Origin of the sequence: Oceanobacillus massiliensis str. N'diop, assembly GCF_000285495.1 — a bacterium.
GTDB lineage: Bacteria > Bacillota > Bacilli > Bacillales > Amphibacillaceae > Oceanobacillus > Oceanobacillus massiliensis.
In genome coordinates this window covers 554,613-573,132 of the sequence record NZ_HE610977.1, presented here as the reverse complement: position 1 = coordinate 573,132, position 18,520 = coordinate 554,613, and the positions used below count along the sequence as shown (strand labels likewise).

Sequence of the window (18,520 nt, the reverse complement as noted above, 5' to 3'; positions counted from 1 at the left end):
AGGCTGGTTTTTTTCGACAAAATTCGGGAAGTGACAGGCACCTGGCAGGAAGTTGGGGGGCTTGTATCGAATACTAGGGTATGGAGAATTTATTGTGGAAAGGGAAGAAGATAAACCATGAATAGTGAAATGATACCTACCCGCGAGAATAAGAGGCTTGTGTGGATTGATGCGGCAAGGGGATTTGCTATATTCGGCATTTTTATGGTCAATATAGGAGCCTTTTCAGCACCTTATTTTATTCAAGGTGGTGCAGCAGATGCGTGGAGTACACCTTTAGATAAAGTCACACAAGCATTTATCGATATTTTTTTCCAGGCAAGCTTTTATACACTGTTTTCGATTCTTTTCGGCTTCGGTATTCAATTGCTCAAAGATCGCTTGAAGGAACGCCATGTACAGGCAGTTCCTTTCCTGTTCAGAAGACTGTTGGTCCTCATCGGATTTGGACTGATACATGCATTTGGCATCTGGCATGGAGATATCCTGCTATCTTATGGTCTTATCGGTCTGCTTCTGCTTCTGTTTTTGAATGTTCGTGATGATTATTTATTAATTTGGGGAGGAATCCTTCTTGGAGGAAGTGTGGGATTGTTGTCATTGGCATTGTTTTCTGCCCGAAACTATCTGGGAGGCTATGATGCTGCCGCAATTTCACAGGCGATGGAAAGTTATCGAAGCAGCAATCTCGTAACCATCTGGATGCAAAATTACCAGGACTGGATGTATTCGAACGGGGGAATTGGCTTTTTATTTTTAATAACAACATTGCTCCCGCTCTTCTTATTCGGTATGTACCTGGCACGCAAAGGCTGGCTGCATGAGCCGGAAAAACATAAGAGCATCCTTTTGCGAGTATGGAGGTTATCGCTGCTAGCATTTATCCTATTGAAAATAGGCCCTTATTTATTCGGAAATCCAATCTGGTTTTCTTATATTCAGGATAATATTGGGGGGACAGCATCCGCAACTTTCTACATTGTATCTTTTGCCCTGCTTGCTATAAGCAAGAACGGAATGAAACTGATCCAACCCTTCGCACCAGTGGGAAGGATGGCGCTATCCAATTATCTGTTTCAATCTGCCGTAAGCTTTATCCTGTTCTATGGCATCGGTTTTGGATTATATGGAACGATACGTCCAATTGAAGGGATTATTATTGTATTGCTCCTGTTCATAATCCAAGTGTTGTTCAGCAGATGGTGGTTCACGAAGTACCGTTTTGGACCGATGGAATGGATATGGAGAAGCCTAACCTATAATAAAGTACAGCCATTGCGCAAAAGAACTGTACAAAGGAGAGAACACGAATGAACCGACAGAAATTGAAACAGGAAGGAAGAATCTGGGTAGAGGAAGGTATCATTTCCCAGGAACAGTATGATCAGATTCTGAATCGCTATGTTCATAAGGATCCGAACTTCATCATCAACTTATTTGCCATTTTATTAACGGGGCTTGGGTTTCTCACCTTTATTATGACCGAATGGGCAAGACAGCCTCATATCTCACGGGTCATTATTTTCACAGTAATCACCATAGCCTTCCTTGTATGGGGGCATATCCTATATCGAAAAAGACCGGACATGCTGGCGGTAAGCTTTATTGTTTTAGGCTATATTGTTTTCGGTGCAGGAATGCTGCTTACGATAACGATTTATCAGGTGCAGATAGATTCAGCATGGCCCTTTATCATTTGGGCGATTGCGGGACTCGGACTATACTTTATCTATAAACATAAATTATTATTTACCATTGCAATCGCCGTGACAACAATTGGCCAACTGTACAGTGTGAGCCAGACAGGTTCATTTGATTGGATTCTGCTGCTCATCCTTTTGCTTGGATTCGGTCACTTTGCCTATCACCATGCGAACTATCTATTCAGCTATTTGTGCAGTATTAGTTTTTCAATACAAATGCTGATTCTTGCCATAGCCGAAGAGCAGCAATACTACTGGCTGATTGTTTATTATCTGGTCCTTTATCTCGCAGGAGATCTCGTTCCAAAGCAGGTTTTCCAAAAGCCATTTAAACTTATCAGCCTGCTTTCTATTTTCATCATGAGTATGTATCAGACCTTCATGCTGCAGGAAGACTTTTTTATGAATAAAGTTGAATTTCAATGGTCTTTTGCCATTGTTTGGATTGTCCTGTTCGTAATTGCTGTTCTATTGAAATTAATTCAGCATAGAAAGTATGAACTGATGGATTTGCTTTTGTTTCTGCCAATTGTATTCTTGCCATTTTCATATATTCTTAGCTTGACCATCTTATTCATCTTTTCATTAGGATGGCTATTCCTAGGCTATAGGCAGGATAATAATGAGTATATTTTACTTGGTACAACGGCATTTTTGTTCAGTACATTTACGGTGTTCATTCAATTTGCCTGGGATGCTATCAATAAATCCCTATTCTTCATGATAGGCGGCATCCTTCTGTTCCTGATCAGCTTTTCCGTGGATAGACAGCGCAGGGCAATCGCAGTAAAGCATAAAGAAGGAGAAAAATGAGACATCTCCTCTCGTATCTGCTCCCGCGGGAGATTGGATTAAGTATCGCAAGTAAGGACAGAAAAATATGATGGATATTCATAATTGAAGCAGCAAGGAGATTCCTTCTATTTTGCTAGAGCGGTATATTAAATGAATTATTTAGATTTACATGTTATGCTATGGATAGGTGTTTTAACAACGGTTCTTCACATGAACCATTGAAACAAGGAGGTTACATAGATGACACATATGCACATAACATCATGGGTGATAGCATTCATTCTGTTTATCCTGGTCATTGCAATGCAGGATAGGGAAAATGTAAAAAATGGAAAGATTCTTCATATGATTCTGCGGCTTGATTACTTGTTTATCCTGTATACTGGCGGCGACCTGCTCTGGAATTACATTTCGACTAGTGAAATGCCAATCCTTGCCGAAGCCATCACTAAAGGTATTGCAGGTATCTGGTTAATCGCAGCAATGGAAATGATCCTTGTTAAAAAGGGAAAGAGAAAATCAGCTAAAAGCGCATGGGTACAATTCTGGATCGCGCTCATTATTGTATTAGTACTAGGATTTATCCGTCTGCCAATGGGAGTACAACTCTAATAGAAATACTAAAAAACTGCCAACATGTAAAATGAGGCAGTTTTTTACTGCCCTTTAGGTGCCTGTCACTTCCCGGAATTTGTCTGAATTTGTCGAATAATAGGCTGCTTCGGCAATGGGAAAGAGAGTAGTCTATCAATTCGGTCGTTCTCCGCTGTATTTTAACTGGGCGGAGTAACAAAAAATAGGAAAACGCGGAATTAATCTTATTTTCGCGGAAAAAACAGTGAAAAGCGCAGAAATAAGCAAAAAGCGCGGAATTCCGTATCTGGCCTCATCGCGGAATCACCCCATCCCGCCCCATCCCGGCATCCCCGCCCTCCATCTCGTGTCCGCCCCATCCCTGGCATAGCGGAATCACCCCATCCCGCCTCATCCCGGCATCCCCGGTACTCCCGCAGCCTCAACTTGTGAAGTCTTTTCAACAATGCTCCATTTCGCATTGACTATTCCGGTTATTAGTTAATAATATGAGATGGGTTACTATAATTATAGTGGAGGATCGTTTATGAAAAAATCTGCATTTATGCTATTTATCATTTTGATGGCTTCTATGTCATTTGTTCCCTCAGCTTTGGCGGAGGAAGAGCGCGAGCTGCAAGGGGAAATTATATATAATATTATGGTCGATCGTTATAATAATGGAAATTCAATGAATGATGATCAGGTAGATATTGAAAATCCCGATACATACCATGGCGGAGATATTGAAGGTATTATCGCCAGACTGGATGCATTGGAGGAGATTGGTGTTACAACAATCTCGCTGTCTCCGTTAATGAACAATGGCGCTGATGGCTATCACGGATATTGGATTGAAGATTTTTACAGCATGGAGGAGCAGTTTGGAACATTCGATGATCTGGATATGCTGATAGCAGAAGCACATGATCGTGGAATGAAGGTTGTCATGGAATTTGTTACTAATTATATTGCAAAATCCAATCCGATTGCCGATGAACCGGAAAAAGAAGATTGGATGATGGATCATGGATTGACGGATCCTGCCTGGACTGCCAATACGGCTGGGCTCAATTTGGCTAATCCGGAAGTGGAGACGTATTTAATTGATACTGCAAAATACTGGATGTCAGAAACCGATTTGGACGGATTTAAGCTGCATGCGGTAGATGAGGCATCGATTGATTTCCTGGGAAATTTCACGAAACAAATAAAGGATGAGAATCCGAATTTTTACTTGCTTGGTGATATTCTTTTCAACGATGAAGCAAGTGAGGAGTTATTGGAAAGAACCGAACTGGATGCTGTCGAGAATATGGAGATGAAAGAGTCAATGACAGAAGTGTTTGCAGAGCCGGATCAACCTGTTTCTAATATTTATGAAACATGGGCAAACACGTCGAATGAAAATCCTTTACTCTATCTGGATGATTTTTATACGGAACGGTTTACGCAAATATATTCGGAAAATCAACGGAATTCATTGACTACCTGGACATTGGCACTGACATATATGTATACAACACCAGGAATTCCTACCCTTCTCCAAGGAACGGAATTGCCGATGTACGGGGCAACGGAAGAAGAGACACAGCGGCTTGTTCCATTCAATAGTGGGGAGCCGGAATTAAAGGAATTTCATGATCGGATTTCTTCCTTGAGGGAACAATTTCCGGTATTGCAATACGGAGATTTTGAAATAGTGGGTTCTGATGGGGCAATGAGTGTGTTCAAACGGACGTTGGATGATGAAACCATGTATATAGCAATTAACAATGGCAGTGAATCTGCCTATGTCGATGTCACGGATATGGATTCTGGTATGCAGCTTAGAGGATTTCTTGGTGATAACCTTGTTCGGGAAAATGAAAATGGCGAATATCGAATCGGATTGCCGCGTGAATCGTCTGAAGTATATTCCGTGCAAGAGGATGCAGGGTTGAACTGGATTTTCATCGGCTTCGTTTTAATTGTGTTCATTTTATTTGTCATTGGAATCATTGCTCTCAGTATCAAACAGAAAAAGAGAATGGCTGAATAAAAAGGATGATAGTCCTTGCATCAACTCGGCTCGGCAGGTTTTTAGATGGATAAAAAAATAGAAGGCTCTCCAGCATCGGAGAGCCTTCTATTTTTTTAATCAAGGATATAGAAACAGCGCTTTGAAATACTGTTCCCGTACCACGTTTATCCATTCACAATCGTTCCGCCGTTGACATGGATCACTTGACCGGTAACATAGCTTGAATCCTCGCTCGCAAGGTAGACATATGCTGGACCTAATTCCTGCGGCTGACCTGGACGTTTCATTGGAGCATTTGCCCCGAATTGATCTACTTTTTCTTTGTCGAATGAAGCTGGGATCAATGGGGTCCAGATTGGCCCTGGTGCCACACCATTGACGCGGATGCCTTTTTCAACAAGCTCACCTGAAAGGGATCTTGTAAAGGAAGTGATTGCGCCTTTCGTAGATGAATAGTCAATCAATGAAGGATTGCCCGCATATGCCGTGATGGAAGTTGTATTAATGATATTGCTTCCTTCCTTCAGATTAGGCAATACAGCTTTAGTCAGATAGAACATACTGAAAATATTCGTGCGGAACGTCTTTTCCAGCTGTTCAGCACTTATATCCATAAAGCTTTGCTGTGGATGCTGCTCTGCGGCATTGTTTACAAGGATATCAATCTTGCCATAGGCATCCAGCACTTCTGTTACTGCAGCTTCGCAAAATGACTGGTTTCCAATATCGCCATTTATAAGCAAACATTTCCGTCCTTCGTTTTCCACGAGTCTCTTCGTATCATTTGCGTCCTCATGCTCATCGAGGTAGATGATAGCGATATCTGCCCCTTCTTTTGCAAAATGAACGCTGACAGAACGTCCAATACCACTGTCACCACCAGTAATGATGGCTACCTTATCCTTTAATTTTTCGCTGCCTTTATAACCTTTACGTATATATTCAGGTTCAGGATTCATTTTTGTTTCAATACCGGGCTGCTTGTTTTGAACCTGTGCCGGTGGTGTTTGTGTACCATTAGATTTTTCCATTCCCATCAGTTTTCCTCCTTAGTATCGTTTAGTTACAATGTACCCGAAATTAAGAAATTAAATCATGGGAAGAAAAACGGAGAGGGGCTGGAAAATAAAAAAAGCCCACTTCAGGGCTATTTATTTAAAGAATATTCGTGTGCCGAGACTGCTCCTTTTTCATGCAGGCAACTGTATATGTTGTGGTATTTCTTAATATCAATTTCACCATTAATATATTTTTTTTGATAGTAATCCAATAAGTTGTCAATGGTAAGTGGTGCAAATTTGTGCTCGTTTTCAAAGTCATCCAAAAGTTCATGTATCATAGGCAACCCCCATCTCAGGTTTAATATAGTAGCTATATATACAACTGTATGACGAATGAAAAGCAATCATGCCATTTTTTATTGAAGTTCCACGTATATCTGTTAGGGAACTATATGTGATGCAGTCACTTTCCCCATGTTTGCAAATGAGCAGATTAGGAATAACCCTATGTGAGACATATAATTACGATAAAAATCCCCAAAAATAGAGCCTGTCCAGCAAAAAGAGGCTTGGCAGGCTTTATCATTATTTAATCGGTTTGTTGGAAAAGAATAATGCGATTGTTCCAGGACCTGCATGTGAACCGACAGATGCTCCGACCATATCGATCACGATATCGTCCTTGTTAACACCAAGTTTTTCGCTAATCATTGATGCCAGGAGTTCAGCCTTTTCCAGGTCATCCCCGTGGCTGATTCCAATCGTTTGGTTCTGAAAGTCTGTTCCACGCTCTTCCATAATCTCAACCATACGGGAAAGAACTTTTTTTGCACCGCGAATTTTTTCCAATGGAATCAGTTTTCCATCTTCAACATGGAGCAATGGTTTAATTTTTAATAACGTACCGACAAATGCTGCTGTCTTACTTACTCGGCCGCCGCGATACAAGTATTCGAGGTCGTCAACTGTGAAAATATGTTCCATATGTTCCGCTTGATATTCGGCAGATTCAATGATTTCCTCAAGGGTGGCCCCATTGTGAGCAAGCTTAGCAGCATGGATGGCAACAAGACCGCAGCCGATTGATGCACATTTGGTATCGATAATATGGATGGGAGCATCTGGATAGCTTTCTTTAACTTCAAGCTCCATCATTTTTGCTGTCTGATATGTACCTGAGAGCTCTGAAGAAAAAGCTATATATAGCAACGGCTCGTTTGCTTCAGCATATTTCGTGAAAACCGCCTTAAACAGTTGAGGCGAAACCTGAGAAGTTTTTGGGGATTTCCCTGCTCTCATGGAATCATATACCGTTTTTGGTTCAATGGTTTGTCCATCTTCATATTCTTTTCCATCCAAATGAACAGTTAATGGTACCATTTCAATGTTATATTGGTTATAATAATGCTTTGACAAATCACTTGCACTATCCGCAAGAATTTTTATCGACATTTTCCCACCCACATTCTTAATTTACTCTAGTATATTCTAGTTTAAAGCTATTTAGAATTTTAGTCAAAGAAATATTATTTAATTAAAGATAAATGCACAAAGGAGGTACCGTTATGTTCATGGTTGAGGCAAAACGGATTATTATTGTTATATTTGGTGCGCTATTAAATGCACTTTCATTGAATCTTTTCCTGATAGGAGCAAATGTATATGCTAGCGGGTTTACTGGAGCGGCACAGATTCTGTCGAGCGTTTTTAAAGATTTTATTGGTATCAATATCAGTACAGGGATTCTGCTGCTGCTGTTGAATATCCCTGTTCTATTGGTAGGCTGGTTCAAAGTTGGAAAAGGCTTTACGCTATATAGTATTGTCTCCGTTTTCTTCTCATCTTTATTCTTGCAATTCATACCTGTGGTCGCATTATCAAATGACATTATTCTCAACGCAGTGTTCGGTGGAGTAATTGGTGGTTTGGGAGTGGGACTGACGCTGAAAATAGGTGCCTCTACAGGTGGTATGGATATTGTGGCAATGATTCTATCCCGCTTGAAGGACAAGCCGATAGGGATATATTTTCTTGTTATGAATTCAGTTATTATTGCTCTGGCCGGTATCTTGTATTTGCCGGAAAACGCCTTATATACGTTGTTGACATTATATGTCTCGACAAGAGTTATTGACGCAATTCATACACGTCACGAAAAAGTCACAGCTATGATTGTTACCTTAAAAACAGATGAGCTGCAGCAGGCTATCCATCGTAAAATGGTCCGCGGCATTACGATTTTACCTGCTAAAGGGGCCTATACAAAGGCGGATAAAAGCCTGATGTATCTTGTGATAACGCGGTACGAATTATATGATCTGGAAAAAATCATAAGTGAAGTCGATCCGGACGCCTTTACGAATATCGTTGAGACGGCAGGGGTATATGGATTCTTCAGACGTGATTGATAAGGAGAATGGACAAAATGAAATATATTATGATGCTGGCATCCGTATTGATTCTCGCGGCATGTGGAAATGGGAATAGCAATACTGCAGATAGCCAGCACACCGTAGTTGAAGAAAGCAATGCATCGGTAAAGTTTCAAAATCTTGATCTGAAGACGGAAGGAAATGAATTTGTCCTAACCGGAGAAGCGAGCGCTACTGAGGGAGCATTTTTTTACGTAATTGATCAGGAAGCGGAACGAATCGTAGAAGAACAGCGCATTACGTTAGAAGCTGATCCAGGAGTCTGGGAAGATTTTGAGATTAAAGGGACCCTTCCGGAAACGGTTAGAGGTAAAGAGGCTCCGCCAATGATTTTGCTGTACGGGAAAGATGCCAATGACAAAACCGTTAACCCGAACTATATCCCAATTGATATAGAAGAATGAGTAGCTCTCAATCAAAAAAGCCGGTGTTAATTCAATCATGAATTAACACCGGCCTTTTTAATATTTGCTAAATCCTTCGTCTGCGATAAAAAGGTGTGACATTATTGAGATTACCTGCCACTTGTACATAAAAGGGCAACCCGAAATAACAATGCAAACAAAAAAGAGAAGCTGAATGCTCCTCTAATGTTACTTCCCCCAGAAAGGATGGGGCACTATAAATTTTCCCTTGAACTTTTAAACGGACATTTTACTATGTATGCTAATACCCGTGTTTTTCGATTATATCCAATACTTTAGGACTAAGATTGTCCCATTCTGCATCAAATTTTTTATTTACAGTGATGAAGTTCTGGTAACCGAATACATTTTCAACTTCTTCAATTGTCATTAATTCATTCATGATTTCATATTCACTTGTGTTTCCAGGCATAACGGAAACACTGTTCGTACCTTCGAATATTAGTTTATCTGCAGTAAATTTCATAGCATTTGGGTTAGGTGTTGCCTCGACGCGAATTCCCATATATATCCCTCCTAATTCATACTACCCTAATAGTATCAGAAAAGCGTATTTTTACAAAGCAAAAAAATAATCTCCCCTAATCTCTAATGGAGAAGGGAAGATTATTTTTGCTGCTTCTTATTCTTGGAAGTAAAAGTTGCTTGCTTTTAAATTTTCTTGGAATCAGAAAATCACATGTCTTGGTATGCCGACTATTTGAGTTCGTGCTGCTGTTTCAATTGCTGTTCTAACTGCTGCAACTGATTACGTTCATCAGGAGAAGCTTCTTTATAAGCAGCCTGTATGGCGTTTTGTGCAGCTTGCTGGTCCTGCTCACTTGTCTGTCCTGGCATATTTACCATATTTGTGACTGCATCTCTTGCGCGCTGAAATAGGTTGTTTTGCAATTAAAACCCTCCTAAGGTATGATGATCATCATCTTCATGTTTACGATCGACCTCTGCAGCTAAAGTGGAACGGTACGTGAATACCTCTGCGTGTTTCTTGACGGAAGTTGCTCCTTGATGACTAAAGCGCTTCGATTTATTTCGCTTTCCCAAGATGAAGTCCTCCCTAAAGATACAGAATCACTCTAAAGATGCTGAAGTAAAGGCAAAACAAAAGTGAACGTAAATTTACGTCCACTTATAGTATGGTATAGATTCCATTTTATAAAACAGGTAACAATTGGTGTTTAGGAACCAGCTGCGCTTAAATCGTTTTAACCTTAATGTTCAAATATTCTTCAAGGAAAATACCGATTCCATCCTGCTGATTTGTCAGCGTCTGGTGCTTGGAAACATTTTTCAGGTCTTCAATTGCATTACCCATTGCAACTCCGACACCGGCATAATCAATCATTTCCAGATCGTTATCTTCGTCTCCGAAGGCAATGATACGATCCTTGGGAATATCATAATAATCAGCAATCTTTTGCAATCCTACAGCCTTATTCATGCCTTTTTTGATGATTTCAATAATATTCCATGGTGCTCCCCATTTACGGTGTTCGATGATTTCGGCATGATAGTCATTTAAATGGTTTCTCAATTGTTCGATATGTTCTTCTTTTGGATGGATAAGCACGGAGGTTGGGTCTTCCTTCAGATTGTGCTTTATATTTCCAATGACGTATGGCGGTTCATTCTGTGTCTGCTGAAATATATCGATAATTTCCTCATCGAAGCTATCCAGATAAACATCGTCCATAACTTCAGCAAGGATATTTTGAACATCCAATTCATAACAGGCGTCAATAATCCTATGCGCAGTTTTGATTGGCATGGGAGTATGCATCGCGAAATCCCAGGTCCGGTCATTAGGATGGTGAATCAACGCCCCATTGAAATTGACCATCGGGGTGTTCAGTCCAAGCTGTTTGTAGTAATCGATGCTTGCACGGTGGGGCCTGCCGGTTGCAATGACAACTATATGGCCTTCATCCATTGCTGTTAAAATGATTTGTTTTGTACGTGAACTTATTTCTTTCTTATCGGTTAGTAATGTACCATCAAGATCCAATGCGATTAGATGTTTTTTATTTTTCATGCAATTCACCTCATATGTGAATAGTTTATTAATTATTTAGGTATATGTAAAGTAATTTATTGTTTACATTGTTTGCAAGGAAGCCAGCCTGCACTTAAAATGGAAGATATCATACATTTTAGGAAGAGGGAGACGCACATGATCGGAATATATAAAGAAATGATCCAATCTATTCCAAGTTTAGTGATTGTAAATGCCGACAAACAGAATGAAGCATTGCCTGTTGTTGTATACATCCATGGCTTTACAAGCGCAAAGGAACAGAATCTGCCGCTTGCATACTTGCTTGCAGAAAAAGGCTACAGGGTTGTGCTGCCTGACAGCATGTATCATGGGGAAAGAGAAGCGGATATTTCCAATCGAAAAAAACAAATTTCCTTCTGGGATATTGTACTTCAGAATGTGGACGAGCTTCAAACCATAAAGTCCTATTTAGATGATAAGAATCTGCTCCTTGACGGTCGGTTCGGCTTGGCAGGTACGAGCATGGGCGGAATCACTACATCGGCAGCACTGACCAAATATCCATGGATTAAGACGGCAGCGATTCTGATGGGTTCACCAAAGATCACCACATTTGCCAAAACACTCGTCGAGAGCTTTAAGAAGATGGGGAATCTCCCTGTTACCGATGAAATGCTTGAAGGCTTGTATAGTAACCTGAAGAAACTTGATTTGTCTGTCCATCCGGAAAAGCTTGATGGACGACCACTGCTGTTCTGGCATGGCGAGAATGACTCTGTCGTTCCATTTGATCATTCCTACACATTTTATGACGAGGCCGTGAAGCTCTATCAAAATAAAGAAAATATCAAATTTATCAAAGAAGAAAATCGCGATCATAAAGTAAGCAGATATGCTATTATGCAAACCGTTAACTGGTTCGATAAGCATTTATAATTCAGCACACTATTGGGTTTTATTATTTAATAAAAGTTAAAATTATGTTTAAATAGAAGTAGATAAGTGAAGGAGGTAAAAATGATGGATGAAGCATTAAAAGAAAATTTAATGGGCGCCCTTGAGAACGTTATCGATCCTGAGCTGGGAATTGATATTGTGAACCTGGGTTTAATATATGATGTCGATCTGAACGACGAAGGGGTATGTGACGTAACAATGACCCTTACTGCAATGGGATGCCCGCTATCTGCTCACATTGAAGCAGATATTAAACATGCACTTGCCGATATCCCGGAAGTAAAAGAAACAAACGTAATTATCGTATGGAGCCCGCCGTGGGGGAAAGAAAGAATGTCCCGCTACGCCAAGATTGCATTGGGAATCCCGGATTGACTTATATAAAGCTTTTCCGAAAAAGGTAATATCCTTTTCGGAGAGGCTTTTTTGATTGGGGAGCGGCAGTCCTGTTAGACAAGATGGAAAAGACAGGTTCTTTCACTGCTGCATTATAATCACGAATCACGCCAAAATATAATAAAGCTGCCCTGTTTTCAGGACAGCTTTCAAGCGTATTATAAGAATATGATGACTAGCAGTCCAACAACGACACAGTAATAAGAGAAATACCTTAAATTCCCTTTTGCCATGATATTCATGAACCATTTAAGTGCGAAATATGTTGCGATAAATGATGCTATAAAGGCAACGATATGCGGGATAAGCATTGCCTGGAAATCGGGACTTTGAACCATATCGGGCACTTCCAGTATGGTAGTTCCGAGACTTACTGGAATATAAAGCAGGAATGCAAATCGCAATGCTGTCTCCTGTCTCATTCCGATCAGCATCGAAGCAACAATGGTAGCACCTGAGCGGCTGATGCCAGGTGTAACTGCTATGGTCTGTGCGAGTCCCACAATAACAGCGTCTTTCATCGTTAGGTCGCCATCGTTTTTTCTTCCCCGAAGGTTTCGAATCATCCATAATGCTGCAGCAGTAATTAATAATGTCACACCAACGACCTTTGTATTGCTTAATGCTTCACCAATTGCGTCACCAAATAACACGCCGACCACACCGACTGGAATGGTTGCTATGATTAGGTAAATGATGAAATTGAAATCACTTTTGGCAGCTTCGGATTTCTTTGTAACAAAAAGCCAGCCATTTTTTATAATTCGTATAATATCCTCACGGTAAATCACGAGTACAGCTAAAAGTGAGGCAAAATTTACGAATATCTCAAAGGACAGACCTTCAGCTTCAATTCCAAATAATTCTCTGAAGATGACAAGGTGACCACTTGAAGATATTGGAATCGGTTCTGAAACCCCTTGTACTAAACCTAAGATTAAGTATTGAATGATTGTCCATATATTTGTTATGAAATCCATGTTCTTATTCTCTCCTTATTTCTGAAATCATTTTTTCTCTGTCTATTCAGCAGAAGCTCCTCAAATATCAATTCATCCACTATACATGTCACCATCCTATAGGCCATTGAATAGGCTGAAGATGAGGAGGCTGAGAAAATGAATAATGATACTAAACATATGTATGAACTCTGCAAAAACCATATGCATTCATATGTGCTCGCACAAACTACTGATGGTTCGCAGTTTGACGGAATTATTACAGGGCTTGATGATGAGTATGTATATTTTGCTGTTCCAATAGAAAATAACGAACAGTCACACTTTGGGAATGATAACAGCAGATTATTCGGTTACGGCTACCCCGGTTTTGGGTTTCCAGGATATGGAGGACCGAGAAGAAGGTTCAGAAGGTTTGTACTTCCCCTTGTAGCACTAACTGCATTAAGTATCCTACCTTGGTATTAAAAAGGAATACCCTTGCCGACTTTGCTGGAAGGCAAGGGTTTTACTCAACTTATTTACTTTCCTGTCTTAAGATTCCATCGCCAAGAATCATGGCTATCACAGCGAAAATAGCAGAGAGTACTAATGAATCAGCCATTACAAATGGCTCACCGCCCATACTAGTCAGTACATAGGAAACAGCTGCACCAATCAATATGGCCCAAACAATTGTCATTATGTAACGCACACCTAACACCTCACCTTTTTGTATTTGCCCAAAGCAGTTCTTTGGAAATGATCAGTATGAAACATCTCGACTGCTTTACGTTTGATTGTATGATTAATTTGTGATTGGAACAATGTCTATACATCTCGTTTATTCTATCAAATTTCACTCCAAAAAAAAGACTTGTCATCGAAATATAATGTTTATGGGGGAGGCAAATCAAATATGCGTATACTTGTCGCTGATTGTAATCATTGGGTTGGTTACAATATCGTAAATTCTTTATTGGAAAACGACTATGAGATAGATGGAATCAGCTTGCCTAGTGAGGATGATCTTAGTATGTTTTTTGGCAGGAACAGTCTCTTTTCATTGATTGCTGCAGAAGAATATAAAGAATATGAACTTGGCATCATAGCTGGAGCATACCATCATCCGATTCAGCAGAGGGTTGAGAAACTTATGATGATCAATCCGGACGAAAAGACAGTCCAATCGACTAACCATCCGAATTGTACGGTCATCTCGACTCCCTTACTCTATGGCGAATGGATGCCAATGAATGAAAAAGGCTTGTTCCAAAAAGATGAATTCATTTCGTTTACTGCCGATTACTTCAAAGAGAATGCAATTTACGTCCGGGATTTAACAGAAGGACTGCTCCAATGGATAAAGGGACCAAGCTTACCAGACCTTTTACAGGTTTATTCCAGCCATAATAAAAGAAGTTTAGGCACAAAACTTGATAAAACGGTCTATCTCCGGGAAAATATACCTAATAGTGATATTATAAAAGAGATAGTGGAGCATTATCGGTTAAACAGGAATCGAGACAGTTGAAATCAGTTAGGATTTATCCCACATAAGGAGTAGAAGTACAGTCATTTGAAAAAGCAGAACGGAGTGTACAATTTGAAAAAGAAATTTGCCTTTGTCCTCATAATAATTACAGGAATTGCATTATCGGGCTGCTCATATTTTGAAACTGGTGAAGTACAAAATGTCGGTATGCTGCTTGATACATCTATAGACGCATCGGAATGGAGCGAAAAGGGGTATAATGGACTGCTTCAAATTGGAGAAGAGTTTGATACAGATGTATATTACAAAGAAAACGTATCGACAAGTGAGGAAATCAACAATGCAGTAGCTGAATTTGTCGAGGATGGAGTAAACTTGGTCTATGGCCACAGCAGTATCTATGGAAGTTACTTTACAGAGGTTGCAGAGCTGTACCCGGACGTTCATTTCGTCTATTTTAATGGCGGCAGTTATGCTGATAATGTAACGAGCCTGAATTTCAACTCCCATGCGATGGGCTTTTTGGGCGGAATGGTTGCAGGAAAGATGACTACATCCAATCTGGCCGGCATCATTGCCACCTATAACTGGCAGCCGGAAATTGAAGGCTTCTATGAAGGGGTGAAATATCAAAATCCGGATGCGGAAATTCTAATCAACTATGTCAATGATTGGAAGGATACTGAAACAGCGCTGCAAATATATGAAGAGATGAAGCAGAAAGGCGTGGACATTTTTTATCCGATTGGGGATGCCTATAGTAATGAGGTTATCCAAATGGCAGAGGAAGATGGTCTTTATGCAATCGGCTATATTTCCGATCAGCTGGATGAAGCACCCGACGCAGTTCTTACAAGCACGATCCAGCATGTGGACAAGCTTTATAAATCCACAGCTGAGATGTTTAATAAAAATAAACTGGAAGGAACGGTCTTAACGTTTGATTTCCAGGACAACTTTATTTCACTTGGTGGATTTAATGATGACGTTCCGGAGTCATTCCAAAAAGAAATGGAAGGATATGTTGAAACTTATATTGAGACAGATCTTTTGCCAAATGAACAATGAGGAACAAAGTACAAAGAAAGCGGAAGCCATTCTTTTTTTCTTGCTTAATCATTCCATTTACATTAAAATTAGTACCAAGTCATAATAATTGATATTAATCATTGATATATAGGGGAGTTGACAATATGAATGTTGGAATACTGGGTACAGGACACTACTTGCCGACAAGGGTAGTCACAAATAAGGATATGGAAAAAATCGTTGATACGAATGATGAATGGATCAGAACGAGAACAGGTATTGAGGAAAGAAGGCTGGCAGAGGATGATATCGATACATCGGATATGGCCTATCACGCTTCACTTGGTGCATTGGAAGAGGCAAATGTCGATGCTGCAGATATCGATTTGATTTTAGTGGCGACTGTTACTCCTGATACACCATTTCCATCTGTATCCTGTATGCTGCAGGACCGTATTGGGGCAACAAAGGCCGCAGCAATGGATATAAGTGCCGCATGTTCCGGATTCATGTATGCACTTACCACAGCAAAACAGTTTATTGAGACGGGAGCATACAAGAAAATTCTAATCGTAGGTGCTGAAAAGCTGTCCAAAATCACGAACTGGGAGGACAGAGGTACCTGTGTCCTGCTTGGAGATGGAGCGGGAGCAGCGGTCGTTGGTGAAGTATCAGAGGGTAAAGGTATCTTATCCTTCGAACTTGGCGCAAATGGTGCAGGCGGTAAGGAATTATACCAAAATGAGGAGAGGCAGCTTGTAATGAATGGCCGGGAAGTTTATAAATTTGCGGTCAGACAAATGCCTCAATCAACTGTCAATGTTATTGAAGAAATCGGCTACAGCAAGGAAGATGTTGATTATCTCGTTCCGCATCAGGCAAATATCCGAATCATGGAGGCTGCCCGTCAGCGTCTTGGGATATCTGAAGATAAAATGGCAACGACCATAAAGAAATATGGAAATAATTCATCAGCTTCAATTCCTATGGCTTTGTCAGAATCTGTTAAAGAAGGTAAAATTAAAGATAATGATTTAATTGTATTGGTTGGATTTGGTGGCGGTCTTACTTGGGGCGCGGTTGCTATGCGCTGGGGAAGATAGATCACTGAGTAACTGGGAGGAGGAATTAAAATGGATGAAAGAAGAGTAGTAATTACTGGATTGGGTGCCGTAACACCTATTGGTAATGATGTAAATACAATGTGGGAAAGTATCATCGCAGGAAAATCAGGAATTGACTTTGTGACACGTGTTGAGAAAGACAATTACCCTGCAAAAGTGGCTGCAGAGCTTAAAGATTTTGATCCGACAGCATATATGGATAAAAAGGATGCTCGTAAAATGGACCCGTTTACCCAATATGCGGTAGCAGCGTCTAAAATGGCAGTTGAAGATGCCAAGCTAACAATCGATGACAGCAATGCCCATCGAGTTGGAGTATGGATTGGCTCTGGTATTGGCGGCATGCAGACATGGGAGGAACAGCATACCAAATTGATGGAAAAAGGTCCCAAAAGGGTCAGTCCATTTTTTGTGCCAATGATGATTCCCGACATGGCTGCCGGACAAGTATCGATTCAATTAGGTGCAAAAGGAATAAATTCATGTACCGTAACAGCATGTGCATCAGGTGCCAATTCAATTGGTGATGCCTATAAAGCGGTTCAGCGCGGTGACGTGGACTATATTATTGCTGGCGGAACAGAGGCTCCGATTTCCAATATGGCCTTTGCTGGATTCTCCTCAGCAAAAGCATTATCAACGAATGAAGATCCAAGCAAAGCCAGTCGTCCATTTGATAAAAATCGGGATGGTTTTGTAATGGGAGAGGGTTCCGGAATCCTGATTCTCGAATCATTAGATTCCGCATTGGAGCGCGACGCACACATTTATGGTGAAATCATCGGATACGGTTCAACTGGTGACGCATACCATATTACCGCACCTGCCGAAAATGGAGAAGGAGCGGCACGTGCCATGCAGCATGCCCTTAAAGACGCTGGGGTTTCCCCGGAAGAAGTCGATTATATCAATGCTCATGGAACAAGCACAGCACTCAATGATAAATATGAAACAGCAGCAATCAAAACCGTCTTCGGCGATCATGTTAAAAATCTTGCCGTTTCTTCAACAAAATCAATGACAGGACATTTACTCGGAGCAGCAGGTGGAGTAGAAGCCGTTATATCAATCAAATCAATCACAGACGGCATCATTCCGGCAACAACCAATTACGAAACACCAGACCCTGATTGTGATCTGGATTATGTACCGAATGAAGCAAGAAGACAAGACGTAAATATCGTACTAAGCAACTCACTAGGCTTCGGCGGCCATAACGTAGCACTTGTCTTTAAAAAATATCAATAAATCAAAGCTGGCCCGCAAATATTGCGGGCCAGCTTTTTTATTGCGGTACTGAAGAATATGACTGCAGGTGAACATGGTTAGATTAGAGACCGAGCGTGCAGATGAGGCAGCGCGGAAAAAACCGGGTGAGCGCGGAATAATCGTGAGAATCGCGGAATAAACGAGAAGAGCGGATGACGTACAATATGTTGTGTAAAGAAGTATAAAACAAAAAGGTAAGGTAAATCCTCTAGTTAGCCACAACAAAAACCAGAAAGGAAGTACCTTACCTATGTCTACTAGTATAACTGAAAATATTTTTTCTAAACAAATCGAATCCATGGTCCTTCATTTTGTTAAAGAGAACTTAGAATTAATATTAAAAGAGGAATTTAAGAATTACCTT

22 protein-coding genes are annotated in these 18,520 nt (G+C 40.5%); 13 read left to right on the top strand and 9 right to left on the bottom strand.

What is annotated here, in order from left to right; all coding sequences use genetic code 11:
• The first annotated feature begins 117 nt into the window (after positions 1 to 117).
• The 4 genes from OMHG_RS08390 (at position 118) to OMHG_RS08375 (ending at position 5,112) form a co-directional block, all read left to right on the top strand.
• The gene (locus OMHG_RS08390) at positions 118 to 1,314 is read left to right on the top strand and encodes a DUF418 domain-containing protein (protein WP_010650054.1); all 1,197 of its coding nucleotides are present in this window, start codon (positions 118 to 120) and stop codon (positions 1,312 to 1,314) included.
• The gene (locus OMHG_RS08385; RefSeq protein WP_010650051.1) at positions 1,311 to 2,516 is read left to right on the top strand and encodes a DUF2157 domain-containing protein; all 1,206 of its coding nucleotides are present in this window, start codon (positions 1,311 to 1,313) and stop codon (positions 2,514 to 2,516) included. Before OMHG_RS08390 ends, OMHG_RS08385 begins: the two co-directional genes overlap by 4 nt.
• A gap of 222 nt (positions 2,517 to 2,738) precedes the next feature.
• Positions 2,739 to 3,110, top strand: coding sequence for a YisL family protein (locus OMHG_RS08380; RefSeq protein ID WP_010650049.1), 372 nt, complete (start codon positions 2,739 to 2,741; stop codon positions 3,108 to 3,110).
• 508 nt (positions 3,111 to 3,618) lie between these two features.
• Positions 3,619 to 5,112 carry an alpha-amylase family glycosyl hydrolase gene (locus OMHG_RS08375; protein WP_010650048.1) on the top strand — a complete coding sequence of 498 codons (1,494 nt, stop codon included), beginning with the start codon at positions 3,619 to 3,621 and terminating at the stop codon, positions 5,110 to 5,112.
• A gap of 146 nt (positions 5,113 to 5,258) precedes the next feature.
• On the opposite strand, the gene OMHG_RS08370 is transcribed toward OMHG_RS08375, so the two are convergent.
• The 3 genes from OMHG_RS08370 to OMHG_RS08360 all read right to left on the bottom strand — a co-directional run bounded on the left by OMHG_RS08370 (position 5,259) and on the right by OMHG_RS08360 (position 7,547).
• A complete protein-coding gene (locus tag OMHG_RS08370) occupies positions 5,259 to 6,131 on the bottom strand; it encodes an SDR family oxidoreductase (RefSeq protein ID WP_044476828.1) in 873 nt (290 codons plus the stop codon).
• Positions 6,132 to 6,241: 110 nt separating this feature from the next.
• On the bottom strand, positions 6,242 to 6,433 hold the full coding sequence (gene yppF / locus OMHG_RS08365; RefSeq protein ID WP_010650045.1) for a YppF family protein: 192 nt from the start codon (positions 6,431 to 6,433) through the stop codon (positions 6,242 to 6,244).
• A 247-nt stretch (positions 6,434 to 6,680) separates the two neighbouring features.
• The gene (locus OMHG_RS08360) at positions 6,681 to 7,547 is read right to left on the bottom strand and encodes a DegV family protein (protein WP_010650044.1); all 867 of its coding nucleotides are present in this window, start codon (positions 7,545 to 7,547) and stop codon (positions 6,681 to 6,683) included.
• 113 nt (positions 7,548 to 7,660) lie between these two features.
• On the opposite strand from OMHG_RS08360, the gene OMHG_RS08355 reads away from it, so the two are divergent.
• A complete protein-coding gene (locus OMHG_RS08355; RefSeq protein WP_010650041.1) occupies positions 7,661 to 8,503 on the top strand; it encodes a YitT family protein in 843 nt (280 codons plus the stop codon).
• A gap of 17 nt (positions 8,504 to 8,520) precedes the next feature.
• Positions 8,521 to 8,931: a hypothetical protein gene (locus OMHG_RS08350; RefSeq protein WP_010650038.1), complete on the top strand. Its 411-nt coding sequence runs from the start codon at positions 8,521 to 8,523 to the stop codon at positions 8,929 to 8,931.
• Between the two features lie 262 nt (positions 8,932 to 9,193).
• On the opposite strand, the gene OMHG_RS08345 is transcribed toward OMHG_RS08350, so the two are convergent.
• The 4 genes from OMHG_RS08345 to OMHG_RS08335 all read right to left on the bottom strand — a co-directional run bounded on the left by OMHG_RS08345 (position 9,194) and on the right by OMHG_RS08335 (position 10,984).
• The gene (locus tag OMHG_RS08345) at positions 9,194 to 9,457 is read right to left on the bottom strand and encodes a NifU N-terminal domain-containing protein (RefSeq protein WP_010650036.1); all 264 of its coding nucleotides are present in this window, start codon (positions 9,455 to 9,457) and stop codon (positions 9,194 to 9,196) included.
• A gap of 191 nt (positions 9,458 to 9,648) precedes the next feature.
• Complete coding sequence (locus OMHG_RS08340) at positions 9,649 to 9,843, bottom strand: DUF3813 family protein (protein ID WP_010650034.1); 195 nt, start codon at positions 9,841 to 9,843, stop codon at positions 9,649 to 9,651.
• Positions 9,844 to 9,996: a hypothetical protein gene (locus OMHG_RS18765; RefSeq protein WP_010650032.1), complete on the bottom strand. Its 153-nt coding sequence runs from the start codon at positions 9,994 to 9,996 to the stop codon at positions 9,844 to 9,846.
• A gap of 151 nt (positions 9,997 to 10,147) precedes the next feature.
• Positions 10,148 to 10,984 carry an HAD family hydrolase gene (locus OMHG_RS08335; protein ID WP_010650030.1) on the bottom strand — a complete coding sequence of 279 codons (837 nt, stop codon included), beginning with the start codon at positions 10,982 to 10,984 and terminating at the stop codon, positions 10,148 to 10,150.
• A gap of 138 nt (positions 10,985 to 11,122) precedes the next feature.
• Here OMHG_RS08335 and OMHG_RS08330 point away from each other — a divergent pair, with 138 nt between their 5' ends.
• On the top strand, positions 11,123 to 11,884 hold the full coding sequence (locus OMHG_RS08330) for an alpha/beta fold hydrolase (protein WP_010650029.1): 762 nt from the start codon (positions 11,123 to 11,125) through the stop codon (positions 11,882 to 11,884).
• Between the two features lie 84 nt (positions 11,885 to 11,968).
• A complete protein-coding gene (locus OMHG_RS08325; protein WP_010650028.1) occupies positions 11,969 to 12,280 on the top strand; it encodes a metal-sulfur cluster assembly factor in 312 nt (103 codons plus the stop codon).
• A 179-nt stretch (positions 12,281 to 12,459) separates the two neighbouring features.
• Here OMHG_RS08325 and OMHG_RS08320 read toward each other — a convergent pair whose 3' ends face one another.
• Positions 12,460 to 13,272: an undecaprenyl-diphosphate phosphatase gene (locus OMHG_RS08320; protein ID WP_147629052.1), complete on the bottom strand. Its 813-nt coding sequence runs from the start codon at positions 13,270 to 13,272 to the stop codon at positions 12,460 to 12,462.
• Between the two features lie 147 nt (positions 13,273 to 13,419).
• Between OMHG_RS08320 and OMHG_RS08315 the strand changes: the two genes are divergently transcribed.
• Entirely contained in the window at positions 13,420 to 13,728 is a 309-nt protein-coding gene (locus OMHG_RS08315; RefSeq protein ID WP_010650024.1) for a hypothetical protein, read from the top strand.
• Positions 13,729 to 13,777: 49 nt separating this feature from the next.
• On the opposite strand, the gene OMHG_RS17885 is transcribed toward OMHG_RS08315, so the two are convergent.
• Positions 13,778 to 13,942, bottom strand: a complete 165-nt coding sequence (locus OMHG_RS17885) for a DUF2929 family protein (protein ID WP_010650023.1) — start codon at positions 13,940 to 13,942, stop codon at positions 13,778 to 13,780.
• A 216-nt stretch (positions 13,943 to 14,158) separates the two neighbouring features.
• Here OMHG_RS17885 and OMHG_RS08310 point away from each other — a divergent pair, with 216 nt between their 5' ends.
• From OMHG_RS08310 to fabF, 4 genes are all read left to right on the top strand, one after another.
• The gene (locus OMHG_RS08310) at positions 14,159 to 14,773 is read left to right on the top strand and encodes a hypothetical protein (RefSeq protein ID WP_010650022.1); all 615 of its coding nucleotides are present in this window, start codon (positions 14,159 to 14,161) and stop codon (positions 14,771 to 14,773) included.
• Between the two features lie 63 nt (positions 14,774 to 14,836).
• The gene (locus tag OMHG_RS08305) at positions 14,837 to 15,802 is read left to right on the top strand and encodes a BMP family ABC transporter substrate-binding protein (RefSeq protein ID WP_390621674.1); all 966 of its coding nucleotides are present in this window, start codon (positions 14,837 to 14,839) and stop codon (positions 15,800 to 15,802) included.
• Positions 15,803 to 15,927: 125 nt separating this feature from the next.
• Positions 15,928 to 16,866, top strand: a complete 939-nt coding sequence (locus OMHG_RS08300) for a beta-ketoacyl-ACP synthase III (RefSeq protein WP_010650019.1) — start codon at positions 15,928 to 15,930, stop codon at positions 16,864 to 16,866.
• A 30-nt stretch (positions 16,867 to 16,896) separates the two neighbouring features.
• Entirely contained in the window at positions 16,897 to 18,135 is a 1,239-nt protein-coding gene (gene fabF / locus OMHG_RS08295) for a beta-ketoacyl-ACP synthase II (protein ID WP_010650017.1), read from the top strand.
• The last annotated feature ends 385 nt before the right edge of the window (positions 18,136 to 18,520 follow it).